Genomic DNA, 22,899 nt, shown 5'->3' on the forward strand with positions numbered 1-22,899 from the left:
AGCGCCATCATGTCCCAGGATTTTTATTTTTTGCTGATGCCGGGGTTCTCGGCCATCGGCTTTATCTCCGCCCTTGAGCCGCTGCGCGTGGCCAATCGCTTTCGTGGCGAGTTGTACCGCTGGCACATATTGAGCGCCGACGGCGGTGCGGTGCTGGCGAGCAACGGCATGTCGGTCAACGCCGATGCCGCGCTGGAGCCGCTGAAAAAAGGCGCGACCTTATTGGTGGTGGCCGGCTTTGAACCCTTGCAGTTCGCTACGCCTGCCCTGGCGCACTGGTTGCGTCGCCTCGACTACGACGGTGCAACCCTCGGCGCCATCGACACAGGTGCCTGCGTACTGGCCGAGGCGGGCCTGCTCGACGGCCACCGGCTGACCCTGCACTGGGAAGCTATCGACGCCTTCAAGGAGGCCTATCCGCACCTCAGCGTGACCCAGGAACTGTTCGAGATCGACCGCCGCCGCATCACCTGCGCTGGCGGCACCGCGTCCATCGACCTGATGCTCGACCTGATCGCCCAGGCCCACGGCCCGGACCTGGCCATCCAGGTCTCCGAACAATTCGTGCTCGGCCGTATCCGCCCGCGCAAAGATCACCAGCGCATGCAAATCGCCACCCGCTACGGCATCAACAACAAGAAGCTGGTGCAGGTAATCGGCGAGATGGAACAGCACACCGAACCGCCCCTGAGCACCCTGGCCCTGGCCGACGCGATCAAAGTGACGCGCCGCCAACTGGAGCGCCTGTTCCGCCTGCACCTGAACGACACACCCAGCAACTTCTACCTGGGCCTGCGCCTGGAAAAAGCCCGGAAACTGCTGCGCCAGAGCGGCATGAGTGTGCTGGAGGTGAGCATTGCGTGCGGGTTTGAGTCGCCGTCGTATTTCACTCGTAGCTATCGGGCAAGGTTTGCGAAATGTCCGAGGGAGGATCGGCGACGGGAGGTGGTTTGATCGTTTTTTAGTCAATTAGGTATAAAAGCGGCCGGCACCGCGGATCAATGTGGGAGGGGGCTTGCCCCCGATAGTGGTGGGTCAGCAGCACATAAGTGACTGACACACCGCCATCGGGGGCAAGCCCCCTCCCACAGTAGATTGTGGTGTGGCTTATTTTCTCAGCAGGGCCGAACACGCCGCCTTGTAAGCCTCGTGCTGATACTTGTTCAGCGTCGCGGGCAGGTCAAAGTTGTGCTTCTTGTTCTGCGCATTGATGGTTTGCGGTGACAAAAGCGTCACCTCCACCCCGTCCAGTAACTGAAACACTCCTTCAATCTTGAACGTCGTCGGGCCGCCGGCGAATTCGCCTTTCTTGCTGCGCTTTTTGATCGCAATGCGGGTGATGGCGTTTGCCTGCACGAACGCTTTCACCTGGGCGGCGAAGGCTTTGACGTTGGCGGCCTCATCGTCGTCTTCAAGGGCGATTTTCTTGGTGGCCAGGGCGACGTGGGTCAGCGCCTGATTGTCCAGTGAAGCGAGGGCGATGATGGCTTCGCTGCCTTTGATTTCTATGCCGCAGAGGGACATGAAGAGCCTTGGTCAGAAAGAATGGGATGGAAAAACCATTGTGCTCTATACACATCCGGTGCACTACCGCTTCTAGAGTGTGAGGTCGTCCCGCCCCGTAATTTTGAAGTTGCCGCCTTCGATGATCGACTACGGATCACCGGATTAACTTAGGCGCTGAGTGGCACACCGTAAACTGTCAGAGTTGACAGGTATCTGGCTGTCTGAACTGTCAGATATGACAGTAGATATTGGCAAGTCCCTTACCTAGATTCAGAACAGTAACATTCTGCGATTTCAAGCCATTGTGAACAGAGGACTGAGCGATGAACATACGCAAGGAAATTCGAACACTGAGCGGGACAGAGTGGCTGGATTTTCTCAATACGTTGCTGGCCCTCAAGGCGCGCGGCGACGGAAAAGATGGCTACAACAAGTATATTCATTGGCACCACGAAGTGATGGTGCCTACGGTTCATCCCGATGAGCCCCAAGACCCCGACTATCGTAACGGCGCCCACTTGGGCCCCGCCTTTTTACCATGGCACCGTGAGATGCTTCTGCAACTGGAAGCCGACCTGCAAGCCATCAAGCCCGGCATGACACTGCCTTATTGGGATTGGACATTGGATGCCGCAGATCCTAGGAACTCACTGGTATGGAAGCTAATGGGCGGCGACGGTGACGCTACCGATGAGTTCAGGGTACAAGATGGGCCCTTTGCACACCGTTACGGCAATTGGCCCGTGCCTGCGTACCCTGAAGACGACCTGCCGGGGCCGGGTCTGAAGCGACAATTCTCGCAATGGGTCACCTCGCTGCCTACGGCTGCCGACGTGAAGATGGCAATGAATGAAGGTTTGTATGACGAGCCCAATTACAACGCCAGCCCGTTCAACCGAGGCTTCAGGAACCGACTTGAAGGATGGATCACTCAGAAGGGCGACCCGCAAGTCAGCACGCCCGGCTCGCAGTTGCACAACCGAGTCCATCTGTGGATCGGCGGCAACATGTTGGCAATGACGTCCCCCGAGGATCCGGTGTTTTTTCTGCATCATTGTTTTATCGACAAGATCTGGGCCGACTGGCAGGCGCAAATGAAGCTGGATAAGCCTGATCTGGCGCCTCATTACTGCCCAATGCAAGATGGGCCGGCCGGGCACAATTACGATGATGTGATCAAACCCTGGCAGCGTCGTATCCGCGACGTGATGGACATCACCACCCTGGGTTATGCCTACGAACCAGGCGTGCCGCTGACCAAGAGGCCTTTCAAGTCACCTTTCATGGCTTGAATGGGGCAAGGCCCTTCCCGCGTCTCAGCCGTGTAGAAGGGCGTTTACTCCTGCCCAATCGACTCCAAAAACTCCGACCGCTCGTCACTCATCCGAGCCAGGCAGTCGTTGTGCGCAATGGCATAGGCCTTGGTCCCGGTGACCGCCGGGAAAGTGTCCACCGCACAATCGGCGTCGCGCAGTTTTTCCCATTTTTGCTGGGCGTCCTTCAGACGGGCGGTAATGTCCGCCAGTTTGGTCTTGTCGCTGCCATAGGTCGAACCCATGCGTTCCAGCAGCCCCTGATAGTTGTCCTTGAGCAATTGTTCGGCGGTGGTTTTGTTGTAGGTGGCGCATTCCAGGGTTTGCTGGTCGTTTTCGATGCCGTCGCACGGCGTGCTATCGGTGTCTTCGGCCGCGTGGACGCCGGTTGCGATGAGTGCCAAAGCCAGGAAAATCGATTTCATTGCGCCGTCTCATATCAGGTGATGCGGGAATTCTGGCTCAAGCGTAAGACAAAGAACAGCCGCCAGTCAGACCTCTCTTAACAGCCTTTGTCGTGGATTGACGCTTTCGGCAATTCCCCTGTCGTTTTTGCACCCGGCTCCGTCGGTCCCTGGGCATATGCTGGCCCCAAAGCGCCGGCAGACGATTCGGCGCATGAATCGCCAATAAGGGGACGCCTGATGAGCCCAGCCGAGTTGCACGCCGACAGCATCGTTATCGACGGTCTGATTATTGCCAAGTGGAACCGCGACCTGTTCGAAGACATGCGCAAAGGTGGCCTGACCGCCGCCAACTGCACGGTGTCGGTGTGGGAAGGCTTCCAGGCCACGATCAATAACATTGTTGCCAGCCAGACCCTGATCCGCGAGAACAGCGACCTGGTGATCCCGGTGAAAACCACCGCCGATATTCGCAAGGCCAAGGAGCAGGGCAAGACCGGCATCATCTTCGGCTTCCAGAATGCCCACGCGTTTGAAGACCAGCTCGGCTACGTCGAGATCTTCAAGCAGCTCGGCGTCGGGGTGGTGCAGATGTGCTACAACACCCAGAACCTGGTGGGCACCGGCTGCTACGAGCGTGATGGCGGCCTGTCGGGTTTCGGGCGTGAGATTGTCGGCGAGATGAACCGTGTCGGCATCATGTGCGACCTGTCCCACGTCGGTTCCAAGACCAGCGAAGAGGTCATCCTCGAATCGAAAAAGCCGGTGTGCTACTCCCACTGCCTGCCGTCCGGGCTTAAAGAACACCCGCGCAACAAGTCCGATGAAGAACTCAAGTTCATCGCCGACCACGGTGGTTTTGTCGGCGTGACCATGTTCGCGCCGTTCCTGGCCAAGGGCATCGATTCGACCATCGACGACTACGCCGAAGCCATCGAATACACCATGAATATCGTTGGCGAAGACGCCATCGGTATCGGCACCGACTTCACCCAGGGCCATGGCCAGGATTTCTTTGAAATGCTGACCCATGACAAGGGCTATGCCCGTCGCCTGACCAGCTTCGGCAAGATCATCAACCCGCTGGGCATCCGCACCGTGGGCGAGTTCCCCAACCTGACCGAGACCCTGCTCAAGCGCGGCCACCCCGAGCGCGTGGTACGCAAGATCATGGGCGAGAACTGGGTCAACGTCTTGAAGGACGTCTGGGGCGAATAAGCCAGACACCTATCGGCAACACCACCACGAATTTTTCTGGAGTTAAGTTTCCATGGCCAAGATCGCCCCGCAATTGCCAATCGAAGTCGACAGCGAAACCGGTGTCTGGACCTCCGACGCCCTGCCGATGCTGTACGTGCCGCGCCATTTCTTCGTCAACAACCACATGGGTATCGAAGAAGTACTGGGCGCCGACGCCTACGCCGAAATCCTTTACAAGGCCGGCTACAAATCCGCCTGGCACTGGTGTGAAAAAGAAGCCGAATGCCACGGCCTGGAAGGCGTCGCGGTGTTCGAGCATTACATGAAGCGCCTGTCGCAACGCGGCTGGGGCCTGTTCAAGATCCAGGACATCGACCTGGATAAAGGCACCGCCAGCGTCAAGCTTGAGCACTCGGCGTTCGTCTACGTGTACGGCAAGGTCGGGCGCAAAGTGGACTACATGTTCACCGGCTGGTTTGCCGGCGCCATGGACCAGATCCTGCAAGCGCGCGGCAGCAAAATCCGCACTGTGGCCGAACAAGTCTACGGAGGCTCCGAAGAGGGCCACGATGATGGCCTGTTCACCGTAAAACCGTTGTAAGCCGAGGACCGTGCCATGGCTTTCGAAGCAATGTTTGCGCCGATCCAGATCGGCAAACTGACCATCCGCAACCGCGTGCTCAGTACCGCCCACGCCGAGGTGTATGCCACCGACGGCGGCATGACCACCGACCGCTATGTGAAGTATTACGAAGAGAAAGCCAAGGGCGGTATCGGCCTGGCGATCTGCGGCGGCTCGTCGGTGGTGGCCATCGACAGCCCTCAGGAATGGTGGAGTTCGGTGAACCTGTCCTCCGACCGCATCATCCCGCACTTCCAGAACCTGGCCGACGCCATGCACAAGCATGGCGCCAAGATCATGATCCAGATTACCCACATGGGCCGTCGTTCGCGTTGGGACGGCTTCAACTGGCCGACCCTGATGTCGCCGTCCGGCGTACGTGAGCCGGTGCACCGCGCTACCTGCAAGACCATCGAACCGGAAGAAATCTGGCGCGTGATCGGCAACTACGCCCAGGCTGCACGCCGGGCCAAGGCCGGTGGCCTGGACGGGGTGGAACTGTCCGCCGTGCACCAGCACATGATCGACCAGTTCTGGAGTCCGCGGGTCAACAAGCGCACCGACGAATGGGGCGGCAGCTTCGAAGGCCGCATGAAGTTCGGCCTGGAAGTGCTCAAGGCCGTACGTGCCGAAGTGGGTGACGACTTCTGTGTGGGCATACGCCTGTGCGGTGACGAGTTCCACCCGGACGGCTTGTCCCACGAAGACATGAAGCAGATCGCCAAGTATTACGACGACACCGGCATGCTCGACTTCATCGGCGTGGTGGGCTCGGGGTGCGATACCCACAACACCCTGGCCAACGTGATCCCGAACATGAGTTACCCGCCGGAGCCGTTCCTGCACCTGGCGGCCGGTATCAAGGAAGTGGTCAAGGTTCCGGTGCTGCATGCGCAGAACATCAAGGACCCGAACCAGGCCACGCGCATCCTCGAAGGCGGCTATGTGGACATGGTCGGCATGACCCGTGCGCACATCGCCGACCCGCACCTGATCGCCAAGATCAAGATGGGCCAGATCGACCAGATCAAACAGTGCGTCGGCGCCAACTATTGCATCGACCGCCAGTACCAGGGCCTGGACGTGCTGTGCATCCAGAACGCCGCGACCTCCCGTGAATACATGGGCGTGCCGCATATCATCGAGAAGTCCACCGGGCCCAAGCGCAAGGTGGTCGTGGTGGGCGCAGGTCCTGCCGGTATGGAGGCTGCACGTGTCGCCGCCGAACGTGGCCACGACGTAACCCTGCTGGAGAAGAAAGAGTTTATCGGCGGGCAGATCACCACGGCATCGAAAGCGCCGCAGCGTGACCAGATTGCCGGCATCACGCGCTGGTATCAGTTGGAGCTGGCACGCTTGAAAGTCGACCTTCGCCTGGGCGTGGCGGCGGATGCCGACACCATCCTCGACCTGCGCCCGGACGTGGTGGTGCTGGCCGTCGGTGGGCATCCGTTCATCGAGCAGAACGAACACTGGGGCGCTGCCGAAGGGTTGGTGGTGAGCAGTTGGGACGTGCTCGACGGCAAAGTCGCACCCGGCAAGAACGTACTGGTGTACGACACCATCTGCGAATTCACCGGCATGTCGGTGGCGGACTTCCTTGCGGACAAAGGCTGCCAGGTCGAGATCGTCACCGACGATATCAAGCCGGGCGTGGCCATCGGCGGTACGTCGTTCCCGACTTACTACCGCAGCATGTACCCCAAGGAAGTGATCATGACCGGCGACATGATGCTGGAAAAGGTCTACCGCGAAGGCGACAAACTGGTGGCGGTGCTGGAGAACGAATACACCGGGGCCCAGGAGGAGCGGGTGGTGGACCAGGTGGTGATCGAAAACGGCGTGCGCCCGGACGAGGAAATTTACTACGCCCTCAAGCCAGGCTCGCGCAACAAGGGCCAGATGGACGTCGAAGCCCTGTTCGCGATCAAGCCGCAGCCGTGCCTGAGCGAGACGGGTGAGGGGTACTTGCTGTTCCGCATCGGTGACTGTGTGGCCCAGCGTAATACCCACGCTGCGATCTACGACGCCCTGCGCCTGTGCAAAGACTTTTGATGAGGTGAACGCGGTCAAATGCGGGAGGGGGCTTGCCCCCGATAGCGGTGGTTCAGCGACAGCTGTATCAACTGACACTCCGCCATCGGGGGCAAGCCCCTCCCACATTCAAGGCCAGTTTCACAGTAGGCCTGTGTGGTCTTTGGGAGCTTCACCATGTTGAACACCTTGCTGCCTATTCTCCTGTTTGCCGCCCTGGGCCTCGCGGTCCTCGGTGCCTTGCGCCGGGCAAACATGTGGCGCCGTGGCCGCGCCTCCAAGGTCGACCTGCTCGGCGGCCTGCTGGCCATGCCCAAGCGCTACATGGTCGACCTGCACCACGTGGTCGCCCGCGACAAATACATCGCCAATACCCACGTCGCCACGGCGCTGGGTTTTGTGCTGTCGGCGTTGCTGGCGATCCTGGTGCATGGGTTCGGCCTGCAAAACCGTATCCTCGGTTACGCCTTGCTGCTGGCCTCGACCTTGATGTTTGTCGGCGCCATCTTCATGTACCTGCGCCGCCGCAATCCGCCTGCCCGCCTGTCCAAAGGCCCGTGGATGCGCCTGCCGAAAAGCCTGATGGCGTTCTCGGTGAGCTTTTTCCTGGTGACCTTGCCGGTGGCCGGCATTCTGCCCGCTGACTTTGGCGGCTGGCTGCTCGCTGCGCTGCTCGGCGTGGGCGTGCTGTGGGGCGTGTCCGAAATGTTCTTCGGCATGACCTGGGGCGGGCCGATGAAACATGCTTTCGCCGGCGCCCTGCACCTGGCCTGGCACCGCCGCGCCGAACGCTTTGGTGGCGGCCGTTCCACCGGTTTGAAACCGCTGGATCTGAGCGACAAGACCGCGCCACTGGGCGTGGAAAAACCCAGGGATTTTACCTGGAACCAATTGCTCGGCTTCGACGCCTGTGTGCAGTGCGGCAAGTGCGAAGCGGCGTGCCCGGCGTTCGCGGCCGGCCAGCCGTTGAATCCGAAAAAACTCATCCAGGACATGGTGGTCGGCCTGGCCGGTGGCACCGATGCCAAGTTCGCCGGCAGCCCGTACCCGGGCAAACCGATTGGTGAACACGCCGGAAATCCGCATCAGCCGATCGTCAACGGCCTGGTGGACGCCGAGACCCTGTGGTCGTGCACCACCTGCCGCGCCTGTGTGGAAGAGTGCCCGATGATGATCGAGCACGTCGACGCCATCGTCGACATGCGTCGCTACCTCACCCTGGAAAAGGGCGCCACGCCGAACAAGGGCGCCGAAGTCCTGGAAAACCTGATCGCCACCGACAACCCCGGCGGCTTCGCCCCCGGCGGTCGCCTGAACTGGGCGGCGGACCTGAACCTGCCGCTGCTCAGCGACAAGAGCAGCTGCGACGTGCTGTTCTGGGTCGGTGACGGTGCCTTCGACATGCGTAACCAGCGCACCCTGCGCGCGTTCGTCAAGGTGCTCAAGGCCGCCGGTGTGGACTTCGCGGTACTCGGTCTTGAAGAGCGCGACAGCGGCGATGTGGCGCGGCGCCTGGGCGATGAAGCGACGTTCCAACTGCTCGCCTCGCGCAATATCCAGACCCTGGCCAGGTACAGTTTCAAACGCATCGTCACCTGCGACCCGCACAGTTTCCACGTGCTGAAAAACGAGTACGGCGCCTTCAACGGCAACTACCTCGTGCAGCACCACAGCACCTTCATGGCCGAGTTGATCGGCGACGGCGCGCTGAACCTGGGCCAGCACAAAGGCACCAGCGTGACCTACCACGACCCGTGTTACCTGGGCCGCTACAACGGTGAATACGAGGCGCCGCGCCAAGTGCTGCGCGCGCTGGGTATCGAGGTCAAGGAAATGCAACGTTCGGGCTTCCGTTCGCGCTGCTGCGGCGGCGGCGGCGGAGCACCGATCACGGACATTCCCGGCAAGCAGCGTATCCCGGATATGCGCATGGACGACATCCGCGAAACCGGCGCCGAGCTGGTGGCCGTGGGTTGCCCGCAGTGCACCGCAATGCTCGAAGGCGTGGTCGAACCGCGCCCGCTGATCAAGGACATCGCCGAACTGGTGGCCGACGCGCTGCTTGAAGACGCTGCGCCTGCGAAGGCGCCCCCCAAACGTGAACCTGCGGAGGTGCACTGATGAGCGACATTATCCGCCGCGACCCACGGGCCGAATGGATCGCCCGCAATCGCCTGCACCCGCTGCATGCGGCGATGCAGCCGGTGCAACAGAGCTGGATGGGGCCTAACGGCGTCATCCGCAAGAATGTGCACGGTGTGGGGTTTATCGGCCCCAACGGCATCAAGCGCATTGACCGCAGCGGCGCGCAACAGGGCGGTGCAGCCAAGCGTACGGCGGCGGTGCAAGTGCAACTGCCGCTGCATCAGGTTGCGGCGCCGGCGTTCTACATCAACGTGGTGCCGGATATGGTCGGCGGCCGCTTGAGCAGCCACGACCGCGATGTGCTGGGCCTGGCCCGACAACTGGCCGGCAGTGACGGCGCGGTACTGGCGGTGGTGTTTGGTGAACACAAGGAAAATGCATTTGCCACCGCCGGCGTAGACCGCCTGCTGGTGCTGGACGGTCATGAATTCGACGGTTATTCACCGGAGCAACGCGTCCAGGGTCTGCGGGCTGTGGATAACCAGTTCAACCCGCGTCACTGGTTGCTGCCCGACAGCCGCAGCGGTGGCGGTGAACTGGGCCGCCGTTTCGCCGCCAGCCTCAAGGAACGCCCGGCTACGCGGGTGTGGCAGATCAAGGGCGAGTCGTGTATCGGTCGCGCCGGAGCGGGCCAGGAAGATTTGGCGCGGCCGCTGCCGCGCCTGATTCTCGCCGCCGTCGAATGCGCCGATCCGGTCAGCGAGACGCGCCATGAAGTGTTGCCCGTGGAGTTATCCACAACCCTGGCACGCAGCCTGCCGCGTATCGAAGACCTTGGCGCGGTGGCAGTGGACCCGGCGGCGATTCCGATGGCCGAAGCCGAATTCATTTTCTCCGGCGGTAACGGCGTGAAGGATTGGACGCTGTTCCACCAGACCGCCGCCGCCCTGGGCGCCACCGAAGGCGCTTCACGGGTCGCGGTGGACGATGGCTTCATGGCGCGTGATCGCCAGGTCGGCGCCAGCGGCACCTGGGTCACGGCGCGGGTGTACGTGGCCGTGGGTATTTCCGGGGCGATCCAGCACCTGCAAGGCATCGGTGCCTGCGACAAGGTGGTGGCGATCAACCTCGACCCCGGCTGCGACATGATCAAGCGTGCCGACCTGTCGGTGATCGGCGAAAGCGCCGCGATTCTGCACGCCTTGATCGCTGCGGTCGAGGCCTACCGCAACGGCGCCAAGCGCGATGCAGCCTAGGGACATGACCATGACAACCAATGTAATCAGCCTGGTATCCATCGGCGCCCATCCCACTTCCGGGCGCCCGCGCCGTGCCGAACAGGATGCGCGTGCCGTCGAGCTTGGCCTGCAAATGGCTGGGGATAAGTTGCAGGTGCTGCACGCCGGCGACATCAGCGAGCCGACCTTGCGCAGCTACCTGGGCATGGGATTGGCGCAACTGCATGTGCTGGAACAGCCGGCCGGTGCCGATGCGTTGCCGGTGTTGAGCGACTATCTGCGCGACGCCGGCGCCCAGGTGGTGCTGACCGGCAGCCAGGCGGAAACTGGCGAGGGCTCGGGCATGCTGCCGTTCCTGTTGGCCGAGCAACTGGGTTGGCCGCTGATTGTGGGGCTGGCTCAAGTCGAGTCCATCGACGCCGGTGTGGCTCATGTGCTGCAGGCGTTGCCACGCGGCCAGCGACGGCGCCTGAAGGTACGCCTGCCGTTTCTGGCGACGGTGGATAACGCCGCCCCCAAGCCGCGCCAGAGTGCCTACGGCCCGGCGCAACGTGGCGAGCTTGCCGCCCACGACGTCGAAATTGAACAGGATGAGTTATTCACAGACGCGCTGCTGCAACCGGCCAAGCCACGGCCCAAGCGCCTCAAGGTGATCAAGGCCAAGAGCGGCGCTGATCGCATGAAGGCCGCAACGGCCAAGGCCAGCGGGGGCGGTGGGCAGGTGCTCAAGGGCGTGAGTCCTGAAGAGGGCGCGCAGGCCATACTCAAATTGCTCATAGAAGAAGGCGTCGTACGCTGATCCGCTGTAGGAGCGAGCTTGCTCGCGAAAAACGTTAACGATAACGCAGCGTGTCCGGTTTTAACGCGGCGCTCTCTGGTTCTTCGCGAGCAAGCTCGCTCCTACAAATGTTTACTCACAATCGCTGTTGATGCGCCTGTGGATAACCTGTTCGCGGTTGTCTACACCCCCAGTGCATCATGCCCTGCAGCCCTCTGTACGAAAAATAACCAGCCTAACTGGCGGTTTTTCCTGAGGTTTTTCCCGTATCGACGCACAGACTTGCCCCCAAAGTCTGTTGGCGCTTCTGTGGATAAGATGTTCGCTGTCGGCTGGGGGCCTTATAGATAAAGGCTTTGCTCGATACGATCAAAATATGATCAATTGTCGTGTTTACCTCTCTAAACACCCCTGAATCCCCCGGGATATGCAGCTTTGAGGTGGTTTTCCACAGTGTGGGCAAAGTTGCCCCCAAAGTCTGTTGGTGCTTCTGTGGATAAGGTGTTCGCGTACCGCTGCAGGGCATGTAGCCCGTGGCTTTCAATGGATTGATCAAAAAACGATCAGGCGCGTGTTAAATCCATGAATATGAATAAGTCACGGTTTTTCCTGGTTTAATTTTGAAGGCGGCCGGCAGTTGCCCACAATTGCTGTGGGTGGCTTTGTGGATAAGTTGTTGGGTAACCGCTGAAGCGCCCAGCCGCAGCGGGCTAGGCTATTGTTGCTCAAATTTTGAACAGCTCAGATTCTTAATGTGGGAGGGGGCTTGCCCCCGATAGCGGTGCATCAGCCCATGAAGTTGCCGGCTGAACCACTGCAATCGGGGGCAAGCCCCTCCCACATTTGATCCACGGTGTGTCAGTTACTCGTGCGCGGCCACGCCCTTGAGGTAAGGCGCAGGCGCTGCCCCCAGGTTGTTGAGCATGCGCTCGCTGTACCAATCCACAAAATTCACCACACCGAATTCATAGGTCTTGGAGTACGGCCCCGGCTGGTAAGCGGTGGAGTTGATGCCGCGCTGGTTCTCTTCGGCCAGGCGCCGATCCTGGTCGTTGGTGGCGTCCCACACCTGGCGCATGCGCTCCACGTCGTAGTCCACGCCTTCCACGGCGTCCTTGTGCACGATCCACTTGGTGGTGACCATGGTTTCCTGGGCGCTGATCGGCCACACGGTGAACACGATGATGTGGTCGCCCATGCAGTGGTTCCACGAGTGGGGCAGGTGCAGGATTCGCATCGAGCCCAGATCGGGATTTTTGATCCGGCCCATCAACTTGGCGCAGCCCTGCTTGCCGTCCAGGGTCATCGACACGGTGCCCTTGAGCAGCGGCATGCGCACGATGCGGTTACGCAGGCCGAAGCTGGCGTGGGCGTAAGGAATCTTCTCGGCATCCCAGGCGGCGGCGGAAGCGGCGACGTGGTCCTTGAACGCCTGGTCGGCGCGCGGGTCGGTGACGTCGTCCCATTCCAGCAGGGTTTTCAGCAGTTCCGGGTGCGACGCGTTGCAGTGGTAGCACTCGCGGTTGTTTTCCAGCACCAGCTTCCAGTTGGCTTTCTCGAACAAGGTGGTCTGGATCGCCACCTTGGTGTTCTCCATGTCGTAGGGTTCCATGTAGTGGTTCAGGGTCGACAGGAAGTCATCGATGGCCGGCGGGTTCTCGGCCATGCTGATGAAGATGTAGCCGCCGGCGGTCTTCACGTTCACCGGTTTGAGGCCGTACTGCTTCATGTCGAAGTCGGCGCCCATCTCGGTGCCGGCAAACAACAGGCGACCGTCCAGCTCGTAGGTCCACTGGTGGTAGTGGCACACGAGCTTGGCAACCTTGCCCTTGTCGCTGGTGCACAAGCGCGAACCACGGTGACGGCACACGTTGTGAAACGCATGCACCACGCCTTCGGCGCCACGGATCACGATGATCGGGTTCTTGCCCACTTGCAGGGTCAGGTAGTTGCCCTTGGTGGGGATTTCGCAGGTCATGCCGGCGATCAACCACTCTTTCTGGAAGATTTCCTGCATGTCGATATCGAACAGCCGCTCATCAGAGTAAAACGGCTGCGGCAGCGAATAGGTGCGTTCGCGCTCTTGCAGCATGTGCGCGGTGGCCTTGCGTGCGGGTTCCAGCGGATCGCCCAAGCTTAAGGTTGCGGTGACGTCCATCGTGTATGTCCTCATGGCCATTCTGTGTGGCCGGCGAATAGTGGCTGATCAGGTTTGCAGCAAGGCGTAAAGAACGCATCTTTGTTGGGAGCGAGTGTGGGCCCGGCGTGGGGTCGAACCTTATCCATGGGCGACATGGCCCAATCTGATCCCGACGCGCAAGCCCCTGTCGTTGGGGGCTGGTCGCGGTAAGTATGTGAATGTCGCAGATAGGTAAATGGGCGATTCGCGCGTTACGCAGAATCGCCACCATAAGGCCGAGCCTCGGCGGTGGAGAACAACATGTCCAATAATTTCCTGAACCCGGTAACCACCCAGACCTGGGCCAATGGTCGGCACATTGTCCGTTGCGTCAAAGTCATCCAGGAAACCTGGGACGTGCGCACCTTCTGTTTCATGGCCGACCAGCCGATCCTGTTCTTTTTCAAGCCGGGGCAATTCGTCACCCTGGAGCTGGAGATCGAAGGCCAGCCGATCATGCGCTCGTACACCATTTCCAGTTCGCCGTCGGTGCCCTACAGCTTCTCGGTGACCATCAAGCGCGTGCCGGGCGGCCGCGTTTCCAACTGGTTGCACGATACGCTGCATGAAGGCCAGGAGCTGGCGGTGCACGGGCCGGTCGGGCTGTTCAATGCGATCGACTTCCCGAGCCCCAAAGTGCTGTACCTGAGCGGCGGCGTCGGCATCACGCCGGTGATGTCCATGGCACGCTGGTTCTACGACACCAACGCCAATGTCGACATGACGTTCGTGCACAGCGCCCGTTCACCCAAGGACATCATCTACCACCGCGAGCTGGAACACATGGCGTCGCGGATCGACAACTTCAGCCTGCACCTGATCTGCGAAAAGCATGGTCTTGGAGAGCCCTGGGCCGGCTACCGTGGCTACTTGAACCACAAGATGCTGGAACTGATGGTGCCGGACTTCCTGGAGCGCGAAGTGTTCTGCTGCGGCCCCACGCCGTACATGAGCGCGGTGAAGCGCCTGCTGGAAGCCGCCGGTTTCGACATGACGCGCTATCACGAAGAGTCCTTTGGCGCGACGCCGGCGGAAGCGCGGGCCGACGCGGTGGAGCAGGCCGAACAAGCGGCGGATGCGCCGGAAGTCGACCTGGCGGACCTGCACCAGGTGGAATTCATCGCATCCGGCAAAAGCATTCGCGTGGCGCCGGGCGAAACGGTGCATGCGGCGGCGGCCAAGCTTGGGCTGTTGATCCCGAAAGCGTGCGGCATGGGCATCTGCGGCACGTGCAAGGTGATGAAGCTGGGCGGGGAGGTGGAGATGGAGCACAACGGCGGGATCACCGAGGAAGACGAAGCCGAAGGCTACATCCTGTCGTGCTGCAGTGTGCCCAAGGGCGATGTGCGCATCGAGTTCTAGTCAGTACAGAACGGGCCTTCGATCATGGTGAACATGGTTATGCTCGCTGATGAACTTGTCTCTGGCCTCGGCCAGAGGCAGTTGAGCGACGAGCCGCTGTTCCTGCTGATGGGAGACTGCCCCGGCCAACGGGTAACCGTCGGCATCGACAATGGTCGAGCCGCCTACCCAATTGATGCCTCGCTCCGCGCCGTAGCGGTCGCAGGCGGCAATGAACATGCGATTGACTGCCGCGCTGGCTTGGACTCGGACAATTTCCCCCGGCCGCTCGCCGGCCGGGCGTGGACCCTCCGGCCAGTTCACTGGAGCGCATAGCAGGTCGGCACCAGCCAAGGCTGCAAGGCGGACCCACTCAGGCAACTCCAGGTCGTAGCAAATCATCGTTGCGATCCGTCCGACCCGGGTTTCAACGACGGGAGGAGGTTCGGTGCCCGGCGTGAAGATCAGCTTTTCCCGGTTCCATAAGTGGGCTTTTCGATAAACCGTCAGCCGGCCCTCGGGTTGGATCAGCGCAACGCTATTGGCTACTCGTCCAGCACTCAGGCGTTCACAGAAGCCGGCGACGATGATGATATCCAGTTCATTGGCCAGCGCACACCATAGGCTCAGCGTCGGACCGTCATCTGCTTCGGAGGCCGCATACGCCTCCTCGCGGGTCATGAAGGCGTAGCCACTTTGCATCAGTTCCGGCAGAACGATGACTTGCGCTGCGAGGCCGCTTGCGCCACGGATCGCCCCCTCGCTGAGCGTCCGGTTGTAAGCAAGATCGCCAATGCGGGGTGCCAGTTGATGGCACGCGACCGTTATCAATGTCATGACTACTCTCCCTCTAACAGGCGTTCACTGGCCTTGATGGCACGGACCTCGCGGGTGTGATCGATGCTGCGGGCCATGATGCAATAGGTGGTAGCCGAGACGGTAAGGCCCACCACGAATGCAATGTCGGCCCCGCCCAGCCACACGGCTGCCGGCCCTTGGTAAAAGCCCAGGGACATGAACGGGATCATCGCCGCGATGCCTACGAAATACGCAGTGAGCCCTGCACTTGACCAGCGGCCGTAGATGCCGGCAGGGTTGAACAGTTCGCTGATTGCGTAGCGCCCTTTTCGCACAGCATAGAAGTCTGCGAGGTTGACCGCCGTCCAAGGCACCAGGAAATACAGCATCAAGAGTACGAAGTTATTGAAGCTGTGCAGGTAACTCTCCGGGATGCTCAGGGCGATCACAAAAATCACTGCGGCCACCAGGCTGATACCGATGATTCGACTCTTGAGGCGTGGCTTGATTGATCTGAAGCCATCGATGGCACTGATTCCGGTGAGCATGGCGCCATAGCAGTTGACCGCCATGATGCCCACCAGTGCTGGTACCGCGATCAATACGGTAAAGGTACCAAAGCCGGGTATGACTTGGTTGCCCACGGCCTGAACGCTGGCGATAGCATCAGGGGAGGGCAGGGCCGATGCAAGGAAAGCCCCCAGTGACATCAGCCATAGCGCCGAGCCGGCGGCTCCCAGATAGGTCCAGGTAACGACGCTGCGCGCGGGTGTGGTATGCGGCAGGTAGCGCGAGTAATCCGAAACGTACACGGAGTAGCTGATCTGGTACCCCGCAGCGGCTGACAGTTGAATCAAGAAGGCCGACCAGGAAAAGTGTGCGTCGACCACTGCCGAGTCGGCTTGCAGGCTCATTAATGCAGCCACCGTCAACACGGCAAAAACACTGATCATCACGTACGTCAGCCAGCGTTGTATGGTGTGCAGGAGGTCGTGGCCGACCACGGCAATGATCACCGCCAGAATGATCATCAAGGCGTACCACGGCGCGCGGTCGCCAGGCAGCACCGTGTTGATGGCATCTGTTGCGAGAATCACGTTGAAGACGTTGAAACCGATGTACACGAAGACCACCGCGATGAACGGTACTATCGCCCCCCGCAGGCCGAACTGCGCCCGCGATTGGACCATCTGCGGCAAGCCCATGCGAGGGCCTTGATTGGCGTGGAAGGCCATGGCAAAGGTGCCCAGGCCTACACCGATGACAATCGCTAGAAGCGCATACACCAGGCTCAGGCCCAAGGCTGCACCGGTAAACCCGGTAACCATGGTCGTCAGTACGAAGTTGCCGGTGAACCAGAAAGGTGCCTGGTGCCAGACTTTGCCGTGGCGTTCATGACGCGGTATGTAGTCGATGGAGCGGGTTTCAATCTTCAGTGCGGGGCTGGAGGCTGCCGTTCGGTCGCAGGATGTGCTCATAGGTTTCGCGGTCTGTTTTTATTGAGTGATCGGCGAAGAGTCTGTCAACCAAAAGTACAATTGAATCGGTATTTGTAAATAATCACTTCAGGAATTTCTGAACTGATTGCGCAAAAGCTTGCACTGGTGAGGTTTGTTTTATGGGGTGCCTTTTTATTTCGAAGTGATATAGAGACAATTCCTACGGTCTTCTACGCTATGAATTGAATTCGTCGTTGTCGCCCTTCGCAGTGAAGCAGTAGGTGGACGTCCTCTCCCCTCCAAGGATGCCCAACATGTCTGCTATTCCTTCCCGCACTAAAGGCGCGTTGCGCTTGCTGGCTAACGATGTCACCGCACTTGTTCCAGACTTCCCTTTTCATTACGCCCAGTTCCTTGATCAGGCTGCCAGCAACGGTACGCCGTTGGGGCAGGTTTCCATTAGTGCCCTCGGTAGCAAGGTATTGATCGTTGGGGCGGGCGTCGCCGGCCTTGTCGCGGCTTATGAAGCCATGCGCATGGGCTTGCACCCTGTGGTAGTGGAGGCTGGCGACCGTATTGGCGGGCGACTCTATTCCTATGTGGCGGGCGATCCAGAAGACGCAGCCAACAGCGTCATCTGCGAGATGGGCGCCATGCGTTTTCCCGTTTCCGGCAAGGCGTTGATGCACTATTTCGACAAGGTCGACATGAGTGCCAATTCGACGGACTTTCCTAACCCCGGTTCGCCCGCAACCCCCAGCACAGTGGTCGATTATCAGCAGCGCCAGCTCTATTACGAAGGTGATAACTTGCCCGAGGAATATGCCGAAATTGAGCGTAAGTTGTTCGACGTTTTCCTGGAGCAGGACCCAATCAAGTTCAGTGAGATGGAAGCTGCAATGTCCGAGGGCAGCATTGATCAGGCGAAAATCAAGACACTGTGGAACGCGATTATTGACGCAGGGTGGGACAATCTCAGTTTTTTTGCTGCCATGGTCGAGCAGGCTGGCTGGAGCCGCGAAGACATTGATCTGTTTGGCCAGATCGGTTTTGGTACGGGTGGGTGGAATACCGACTATCCGAACTGCTTTCTTGAGGTGCTGCGAGTGCTGTACACCGGCCTGGATACCAACCATAAATTGATGTACGACGGTTCCAGCGAGCTGCCTCGCCGGCTGTGGGGGCGTAGCCCTGATGCGATGGGCGACAGCATGGCCCACTGGTCTGCAGGTACCACCGTCGAGAGCCTGAGCACCCAGGTCATTCCCCAGATTTTCAAGCAGGAGGTGCGACAGATCATGCGGCGCTCGGACGGCCAGTTCGACGTGTGGATCTTTGATCACAACCTGGGAAGCAGCCACCAATACACTTTCCCTGCCGTGGTCTATACACCCCACAAACGGATTCTGGACAAGTTCCGCTATATGGATGGTGCCGAACGCTTCAACCTCATGAATGGCCTGCTGTCTGCTAAAGAATGGGAAGCGGTGATGTACACCCATTACATGCAGTCGGCCAAAATCTTTGCCCAGACCAAGAGGCCCTTCTGGAACGATGTGGGTGTGGACCAACAATACCGGATGAGTGTGACGTTATCGGACCGTATTACCCGAGGCACCTACCTGCTGGACTACGCTGCGAGTCACGGTGCCTACAGGGGCAGCGGAATGTTTTTGTCTTACACCTGGAATGACGACAGTCTCAAGTTCCTGGGTGATCGCATCGCGCCGTTGCCGTCCCATGTGGCGGTATGTTCGACCTTGCTGGATTCAGTGTATGCCCATCATCAGTTGGACCTTGCCGCAGAGTTCGGCATGACCGATCCATTTGTCGAAATCAACTGGGAAGAGCAGCCGTTTTTTCTATGTGCTTTCAAGATGAACCTGCCGGGGCAGTACGAATACCAGCGCCTGTTGTTTTCACAGTTCATGAACGGTGTGCATAGCGAGAATCCCGATGGGTTCATTCTTGCAGGGGATGATGTGTCCTTTACCGGCGGATGGGCGGAAGGCGCGGTGACCACTGCGCTGAACGCGGTTAACAAGCTGGCGGTGAAGTTCGGTGGAGGCACCTTTATCAATAACCGTGGCCCCATTGACGATTGGACGGCGCTCCAGCCGAAGGCATTGTAGGTAAGCGATGGTCAGTACCGCGTCGGAGGTCATGAGTCTCCGGCGCGGGCCCTAGGCGTTAGCAGGATTACTGGGCGTAGATGTGTACGACGAAGTGCTGGCCTGAGGCTGTCAGTTCATAGACTTTGTCGTAGATCCTCAGCGTCCTCGATGGCTCGCGGATGGTATCGCCGACCTTTGCGTATTTCCTGAACTCATCCCAGTCGATAACGGTGGTGCTGATGGTGTTGTCGCCTTGCACCAGGGTGTTGACGTTGCTTTGATATTCCATGATTGAGCTCTCCATTGGATTTGCAGCCGATTATTCGGCAGGCAATAAACCCGGAAGGTGGCAGTTATCGCTGCGTTTTCCTTGCGGGTTCCAAGAGGCTAGACAATGAAATTCGAGTGCGCTGCTGTCAGAAATATCAAAAAACAGACTCGGCAATCGGCCAGCACGCACCGTTCTGATTTCTACTTCAAGCGTTCATCACTTCCCTGATGTCGGCTGCCAATTCTCTTACACGCTCTTCTTCGGTATCCCACGCACACATGAAGCGCGCGCCGCCTTTGCCGATGAAGGTGTAGAAGCGCCAGCCCTTGGCCGTCAAGGCTGCGATAGCCGGCTCCGAGAGTTGCAGGAACACGCCGTTGGCTTGCACCGGGAACATCAATTCCACGCCGGGGATGTCCGCCACCAGGCTGCTGAGCAATTGCGCGCAGTGGTTGGCGTGGCGAGCATGCTTGAGCCAGGCGTCGTTTTCGAGCAGGCCCACCCATGGTGCGGACAGGAAGCGCATTTTCGACGCGAGCTGGCCGGCCTGTTTGCAGCGGTAGTCGAAGTCTTCGGCCAGCTTATGGTTGAAGAACAGGATAGCTTCGCCCACGGCCATGCCGTTCTTGGTGCCGCCGAAGCACAGCACGTCCACACCGGCCTTCCAGGTCAGGTCGGCGGGCGAGCAGCCCAGAAACGCACAGGCGTTGGAGAAGCGCGCGCCGTCCATGTGCAGGTTCAGGCCCAGCTCTTTGCAGGTGGCGCTGATGGCGCGGATTTCTTGCGGGGTGTAGACGCTGCCGACTTCGGTGGCCTGGGTGAGGGTGACCACGCGCGGTTTCGGGTAGTGAATGTCCTGGCGCTTGAGGGCGATTTCGCGGATCGACTCCGGCGTCAGCTTGCCGTTTTCGGTGCGTGCAGTGAGCAGCTTGGAGCCGTTGGAGAAAAACTCCGGCGCGCCGCACTCATCGGTCTCGACGTGGGCGGTTTCCGAGCAAATCACGCTATGGTAGCTCTGGCACAGCGAAGACAGCGCCAGGGAGTTGGCGGCGGTGCCGTTGAAGGCGAAGAACACTTCACAGTCGGTTTCGAACAGATTGCGGAAACCGTCGGCGGCGCGGTGGGTCCACTCATCATCACCGTAGGCACGCTGATGGCCCTGGTTGGCTTGTTCCATGGCGGCCCAGGCTTCCGGGCAGATGCCGGAATAGTTGTCGCTGGCGAATTGTTGGCTCTTGTCAGTCATGGCCCATTCCTGTGGTCGATGTTGGTGCGCACTTTAACCAAGATTGGGAGGGGGGCGCACGCACTGTAAATGCAAAGTCGGTGGGGAATTATGCACGGTACTGACACCTTGCCTGTCGGACGTGTCCGAGATGGCGCTTTGGACCTGCTCAAGTGGCTGGCGCTGCTGAGCATGGTGCTCGATCACCTGCGCTACGTGGGCTTGAGCCTCGATGGCTTGTATGTGCCGGGGCGCCTGGCGTTCCCATGGTTTTGCCTGGCGATTGCGGCGAATTTGCACCGGGCTCGAAACGCCCCGGTGACCGGCCACTGGCGCTACTTGGGTTGGTTGTTGCTGTTCAGCGTGATCAGCGAAGTGCCGTATCGGATGTTCATCGAAGACGTCGACACCTTGAACGTGTTGCCGACCTTGGCGCTGGGTTTGCTGGTTGCCCGAGGATGGCAACAGAACACGTTGGTTGATCGAGGATTGGCGCTGATCGCTGTCACAGTAGCGGCCGTGTTTTCAACGCAGCTGATGTTCGGTTTCTTTGGTGCAGTGCTGCCGCTGGCGATGCTGCTAGTGTTTCGCCGGCCCTGGTATTTCAGCGTGCTGCCGGGTCTGGTCTGCGTCGCTGCCAATCAATGGCAGATTCTGCTCAACAGCGGCAGCCTGGTGGCGATGCTTGGGTTGGCGACGTGTCTGGTTGCGCCGCTGGCAGGATTGGTCTTATTGCGACACGCCAGAAACGTCTCACCACCGGCCATGCGCCGTTGGGCCTATGCCCTTTATCCAATGCACTTCCTCCTGCTGCTCCTCGTCCGCAAGATCATCGCCTGACCCCTGTGGGAGGGGGCTTGCCCCCGATTGCGGAGTGTCAGTCACCGCATGTACGAGATGATCCACCGCCATCGGGGGCAAGCCCCCTCCCACATTTGTTCTGTGTCTCTGAAGGAATGTCGTAAACGCACCTTTGCGTGGCGTGCGCAGGCATTTGGCCCGCACGCGCCAGCCCTACCATCGCATCAAAGGGCCCTGCGAGGGCCTCAACAATACGAAAGGCTGGGAGAGACGCGATGTTCAGCAAACAAGACCAGATCCAGGGATATGACGACGCACTGCTGGCGGCGATGAATGCCGAGGAGCAGCGTCAGGAAGACCATATCGAGCTGATCGCGTCGGAGAACTACACCAGCAAACGTGTGATGCAAGCGCAAGGCAGCGGCCTCACCAACAAATACGCCGAAGGCTACCCAGGCAAGCGCTACTACGGTGGCTGCGAGCATGTGGACAAGGTCGAGGCCCTGGCCATCGAGCGCGCCAAGCAGCTGTTCGGTGCCGATTACGCCAACGTGCAGCCGCACTCCGGTTCGTCCGCCAACAGCGCGGTGTACCTGGCGCTGATCAATGCCGGCGACACGATCCTGGGCATGAGCCTGGCCCACGGCGGCCACCTGACTCACGGCGCCAAAGTGTCGTCCTCGGGCAAGCTGTACAACGCGGTGCAATACGGCATCAACACCGACACCGGCCTGATCGACTACGACGAAGTCGAGCGCCTGGCCGTGGAGCACCAGCCGAAGATGGTCGTGGCCGGTTTCTCCGCCTACTCCAAGACCCTGGATTTCCCACGTTTCCGTCAGATTGCCGACAAGGTGGGCGCGCTGTTGTTCGTCGACATGGCCCACGTCGCCGGCCTGGTTGCCGCCGGTCTGTACCCGGACCCGCTGCCCTACGCCGACGTGGTCACCACCACCACCCACAAGACCCTGCGCGGTCCGCGTGGCGGCCTGATCCTGGCCAGGGCCAACGAAGCCATCGAGAAAAAGCTCAACGCTGCCGTATTCCCCGGCGCCCAGGGCGGCCCGCTGATGCATGTGATCGCCGGCAAGGCGGTGTGCTTCAAGGAAGCGCTGGAGCCCGGCTTCAAGGCGTATCAGCAGCAGGTGATCGACAACGCCCAGGCGATGGCCGAGGTGTTCATCAAGCGCGGCTACGACGTGGTCTCCGGCGGCACCGATAACCATTTGTTCCTGGTCAGCCTGATCCGTCAGGGCCTCACCGGCAAAGAGGCGGACGCCGCCCTCGGTCGCGCCCACATTACCGTCAACAAGAACGCCGTGCCCAATGACCCGCAGTCGCCATTCGTGACCTCGGGCCTGCGTATCGGCACCCCGGCGGTGACCACCCGTGGTTTCAAGGTGCCGCAGTGCATCGAACTGGCCGGCTGGATCTGCGACATCCTCGACAATCTCGGCGATGCCGATGTCGAGGCCAACGTGGCCAAGCACGTGTCTGCCCTGTGCGCTGATTTCCCGGTTTATCGCTGAGCGCGGTTTTGGAGTAATGACT

General features: G+C 60.2%; 19 protein-coding genes. 12 read left to right on the plus strand and 7 right to left on the minus strand.

From position 1 onward, the window contains the following. Window positions 1-9: 9 nt before the first annotated feature. Entirely contained in the window at window positions 10-954 is a 945-nt protein-coding gene (locus BFP89_RS10600) for a GlxA family transcriptional regulator (RefSeq protein ID WP_065885432.1), read from the plus strand. A 153-nt stretch (window positions 955-1,107) separates the two neighbouring features. Here BFP89_RS10600 and BFP89_RS10605 read toward each other — a convergent pair whose 3' ends face one another. After that, entirely contained in the window at window positions 1,108-1,524 is a 417-nt protein-coding gene (locus BFP89_RS10605) for a DUF3010 family protein (protein WP_065885433.1), read from the minus strand. 305 nt (window positions 1,525-1,829) lie between these two features. Here BFP89_RS10605 and BFP89_RS10610 point away from each other — a divergent pair, with 305 nt between their 5' ends. Beyond that, entirely contained in the window at window positions 1,830-2,798 is a 969-nt protein-coding gene (locus tag BFP89_RS10610; protein WP_065885434.1) for a tyrosinase family protein, read from the plus strand. Between the two features lie 44 nt (window positions 2,799-2,842). Here the strand turns inward: BFP89_RS10610 and BFP89_RS10615 are convergent, their stop codons facing one another. Then, a complete protein-coding gene (locus BFP89_RS10615) occupies window positions 2,843-3,244 on the minus strand; it encodes a lysozyme inhibitor LprI family protein (protein WP_065885435.1) in 402 nt (133 codons plus the stop codon). Window positions 3,245-3,463: 219 nt separating this feature from the next. Here BFP89_RS10615 and BFP89_RS10620 point away from each other — a divergent pair, with 219 nt between their 5' ends. The 6 genes from BFP89_RS10620 (at window position 3,464) to BFP89_RS10645 (ending at window position 11,201) form a co-directional block, all read left to right on the plus strand. Then, window positions 3,464-4,441 carry a dipeptidase gene (locus BFP89_RS10620; protein WP_065885436.1) on the plus strand — a complete coding sequence of 326 codons (978 nt, stop codon included), beginning with the start codon at window positions 3,464-3,466 and terminating at the stop codon, window positions 4,439-4,441. 52 nt (window positions 4,442-4,493) lie between these two features. Beyond that, window positions 4,494-5,024 (plus strand): DUF5943 domain-containing protein, encoded by a 531-nt coding sequence (locus BFP89_RS10625; RefSeq protein ID WP_008033249.1) that lies wholly within the window; start codon window positions 4,494-4,496, stop codon window positions 5,022-5,024. A 15-nt stretch (window positions 5,025-5,039) separates the two neighbouring features. After that, window positions 5,040-7,100 (plus strand): dimethylglycine demethylation protein DgcA, encoded by a 2,061-nt coding sequence (gene dgcA / locus BFP89_RS10630; protein WP_065885437.1) that lies wholly within the window; start codon window positions 5,040-5,042, stop codon window positions 7,098-7,100. Between the two features lie 156 nt (window positions 7,101-7,256). Beyond that, on the plus strand, window positions 7,257-9,200 hold the full coding sequence (gene dgcB / locus BFP89_RS10635; RefSeq protein WP_065885438.1) for a dimethylglycine demethylation protein DgcB: 1,944 nt from the start codon (window positions 7,257-7,259) through the stop codon (window positions 9,198-9,200). Continuing rightward, window positions 9,200-10,420 (plus strand): electron transfer flavoprotein subunit alpha, encoded by a 1,221-nt coding sequence (locus BFP89_RS10640; RefSeq protein ID WP_065885439.1) that lies wholly within the window; start codon window positions 9,200-9,202, stop codon window positions 10,418-10,420. The genes dgcB and BFP89_RS10640 overlap by 1 nt, the downstream gene beginning before the upstream one ends. A 10-nt stretch (window positions 10,421-10,430) precedes the next feature. Beyond that, window positions 10,431-11,201 (plus strand): electron transfer flavoprotein subunit beta, encoded by a 771-nt coding sequence (locus BFP89_RS10645; protein ID WP_065885440.1) that lies wholly within the window; start codon window positions 10,431-10,433, stop codon window positions 11,199-11,201. 841 nt (window positions 11,202-12,042) lie between these two features. Here BFP89_RS10645 and gbcA read toward each other — a convergent pair. After that, complete coding sequence (gene gbcA / locus BFP89_RS10650; protein ID WP_065885441.1) at window positions 12,043-13,338, minus strand: glycine-betaine demethylase subunit GbcA; 1,296 nt, start codon at window positions 13,336-13,338, stop codon at window positions 12,043-12,045. Window positions 13,339-13,620: 282 nt separating this feature from the next. On the opposite strand from gbcA, the gene gbcB reads away from it, so the two are divergent. Beyond that, on the plus strand, window positions 13,621-14,721 hold the full coding sequence (gene gbcB, locus BFP89_RS10655; protein WP_065885442.1) for a glycine-betaine demethylase subunit GbcB: 1,101 nt from the start codon (window positions 13,621-13,623) through the stop codon (window positions 14,719-14,721). Here the strand turns inward: gbcB and BFP89_RS10660 are convergent, their stop codons facing one another. Further along, window positions 14,722-15,537: a nitrilase-related carbon-nitrogen hydrolase gene (locus tag BFP89_RS10660; protein ID WP_065885443.1), complete on the minus strand. Its 816-nt coding sequence runs from the start codon at window positions 15,535-15,537 to the stop codon at window positions 14,722-14,724. 2 nt (window positions 15,538-15,539) lie between these two features. Then, a complete protein-coding gene (locus BFP89_RS10665; RefSeq protein ID WP_065885444.1) occupies window positions 15,540-16,976 on the minus strand; it encodes a purine-cytosine permease family protein in 1,437 nt (478 codons plus the stop codon). Window positions 16,977-17,251: 275 nt separating this feature from the next. Here BFP89_RS10665 and BFP89_RS10670 point away from each other — a divergent pair, with 275 nt between their 5' ends. Then, entirely contained in the window at window positions 17,252-19,069 is a 1,818-nt protein-coding gene (locus BFP89_RS10670; protein ID WP_065885445.1) for a flavin monoamine oxidase family protein, read from the plus strand. A 67-nt stretch (window positions 19,070-19,136) separates the two neighbouring features. On the opposite strand, the gene BFP89_RS10675 is transcribed toward BFP89_RS10670, so the two are convergent. Together BFP89_RS10675 and BFP89_RS10680 are read right to left on the minus strand one after the other, a co-directional pair. After that, window positions 19,137-19,340, minus strand: a complete 204-nt coding sequence (locus BFP89_RS10675; protein ID WP_065885446.1) for a hypothetical protein — start codon at window positions 19,338-19,340, stop codon at window positions 19,137-19,139. 187 nt (window positions 19,341-19,527) lie between these two features. Beyond that, complete coding sequence (locus BFP89_RS10680; protein ID WP_065885447.1) at window positions 19,528-20,568, minus strand: threonine aldolase family protein; 1,041 nt, start codon at window positions 20,566-20,568, stop codon at window positions 19,528-19,530. A 90-nt stretch (window positions 20,569-20,658) separates the two neighbouring features. On the opposite strand from BFP89_RS10680, the gene BFP89_RS10685 reads away from it, so the two are divergent. Continuing rightward, window positions 20,659-21,387 carry a TraX family protein gene (locus tag BFP89_RS10685; RefSeq protein WP_065885448.1) on the plus strand — a complete coding sequence of 243 codons (729 nt, stop codon included), beginning with the start codon at window positions 20,659-20,661 and terminating at the stop codon, window positions 21,385-21,387. Window positions 21,388-21,623: 236 nt separating this feature from the next. After that, the gene (gene glyA / locus BFP89_RS10690; protein WP_065885449.1) at window positions 21,624-22,877 is read left to right on the plus strand and encodes a serine hydroxymethyltransferase; all 1,254 of its coding nucleotides are present in this window, start codon (window positions 21,624-21,626) and stop codon (window positions 22,875-22,877) included. The last annotated feature ends 22 nt before the right edge of the window (window positions 22,878-22,899 follow it).

This window comes from Pseudomonas sp. 31 R 17 (genome assembly GCF_900004915.1).
Taxonomy (GTDB): Bacteria; Pseudomonadota; Gammaproteobacteria; order Pseudomonadales; family Pseudomonadaceae; genus Aquipseudomonas; species Aquipseudomonas orientalis_A.

Excerpts from the sequence above, each read along its gene's own strand:
- BFP89_RS10620 (WP_065885436.1), top strand. The coding sequence starts at position 3,464 with ATGAGCCCAGCCGAGTTGCACGCCGACAGCATCGTTATCGACGGTCTG.
- BFP89_RS10625 (WP_008033249.1), top strand. The coding sequence starts at position 4,494 with ATGGCCAAGATCGCCCCGCAATTGCCAATCGAAGTCGACAGCGAAACC.
- BFP89_RS10660 (WP_065885443.1), bottom strand. The coding sequence starts at position 15,537 with ATGACATTGATAACGGTCGCGTGCCATCAACTGGCACCCCGCATTGGC.
- gbcB (WP_065885442.1), top strand. The coding sequence starts at position 13,621 with ATGTCCAATAATTTCCTGAACCCGGTAACCACCCAGACCTGGGCCAAT.
- BFP89_RS10670 (WP_065885445.1), top strand. The coding sequence starts at position 17,252 with ATGTCTGCTATTCCTTCCCGCACTAAAGGCGCGTTGCGCTTGCTGGCT.
- BFP89_RS10645 (WP_065885440.1), top strand. The coding sequence starts at position 10,431 with ATGACAACCAATGTAATCAGCCTGGTATCCATCGGCGCCCATCCCACT.
- dgcB (WP_065885438.1), top strand. The coding sequence starts at position 7,257 with ATGTTGAACACCTTGCTGCCTATTCTCCTGTTTGCCGCCCTGGGCCTC.
- BFP89_RS10685 (WP_065885448.1), top strand. The coding sequence starts at position 20,659 with ATGCACGGTACTGACACCTTGCCTGTCGGACGTGTCCGAGATGGCGCT.
- dgcA (WP_065885437.1), top strand. The coding sequence starts at position 5,040 with ATGGCTTTCGAAGCAATGTTTGCGCCGATCCAGATCGGCAAACTGACC.
- BFP89_RS10665 (WP_065885444.1), bottom strand. The coding sequence starts at position 16,976 with ATGAGCACATCCTGCGACCGAACGGCAGCCTCCAGCCCCGCACTGAAG.
- BFP89_RS10610 (WP_065885434.1), top strand. The coding sequence starts at position 1,830 with ATGAACATACGCAAGGAAATTCGAACACTGAGCGGGACAGAGTGGCTG.
- BFP89_RS10680 (WP_065885447.1), bottom strand. The coding sequence starts at position 20,568 with ATGACTGACAAGAGCCAACAATTCGCCAGCGACAACTATTCCGGCATC.
- BFP89_RS10600 (WP_065885432.1), top strand. The coding sequence starts at position 10 with ATGTCCCAGGATTTTTATTTTTTGCTGATGCCGGGGTTCTCGGCCATC.
- glyA (WP_065885449.1), top strand. The coding sequence starts at position 21,624 with ATGTTCAGCAAACAAGACCAGATCCAGGGATATGACGACGCACTGCTG.
- BFP89_RS10675 (WP_065885446.1), bottom strand. The coding sequence starts at position 19,340 with ATGGAATATCAAAGCAACGTCAACACCCTGGTGCAAGGCGACAACACC.
- BFP89_RS10640 (WP_065885439.1), top strand. The coding sequence starts at position 9,200 with ATGAGCGACATTATCCGCCGCGACCCACGGGCCGAATGGATCGCCCGC.
- BFP89_RS10605 (WP_065885433.1), bottom strand. The coding sequence starts at position 1,524 with ATGTCCCTCTGCGGCATAGAAATCAAAGGCAGCGAAGCCATCATCGCC.
- gbcA (WP_065885441.1), bottom strand. The coding sequence starts at position 13,338 with ATGGACGTCACCGCAACCTTAAGCTTGGGCGATCCGCTGGAACCCGCA.
- BFP89_RS10615 (WP_065885435.1), bottom strand. The coding sequence starts at position 3,244 with ATGAAATCGATTTTCCTGGCTTTGGCACTCATCGCAACCGGCGTCCAC.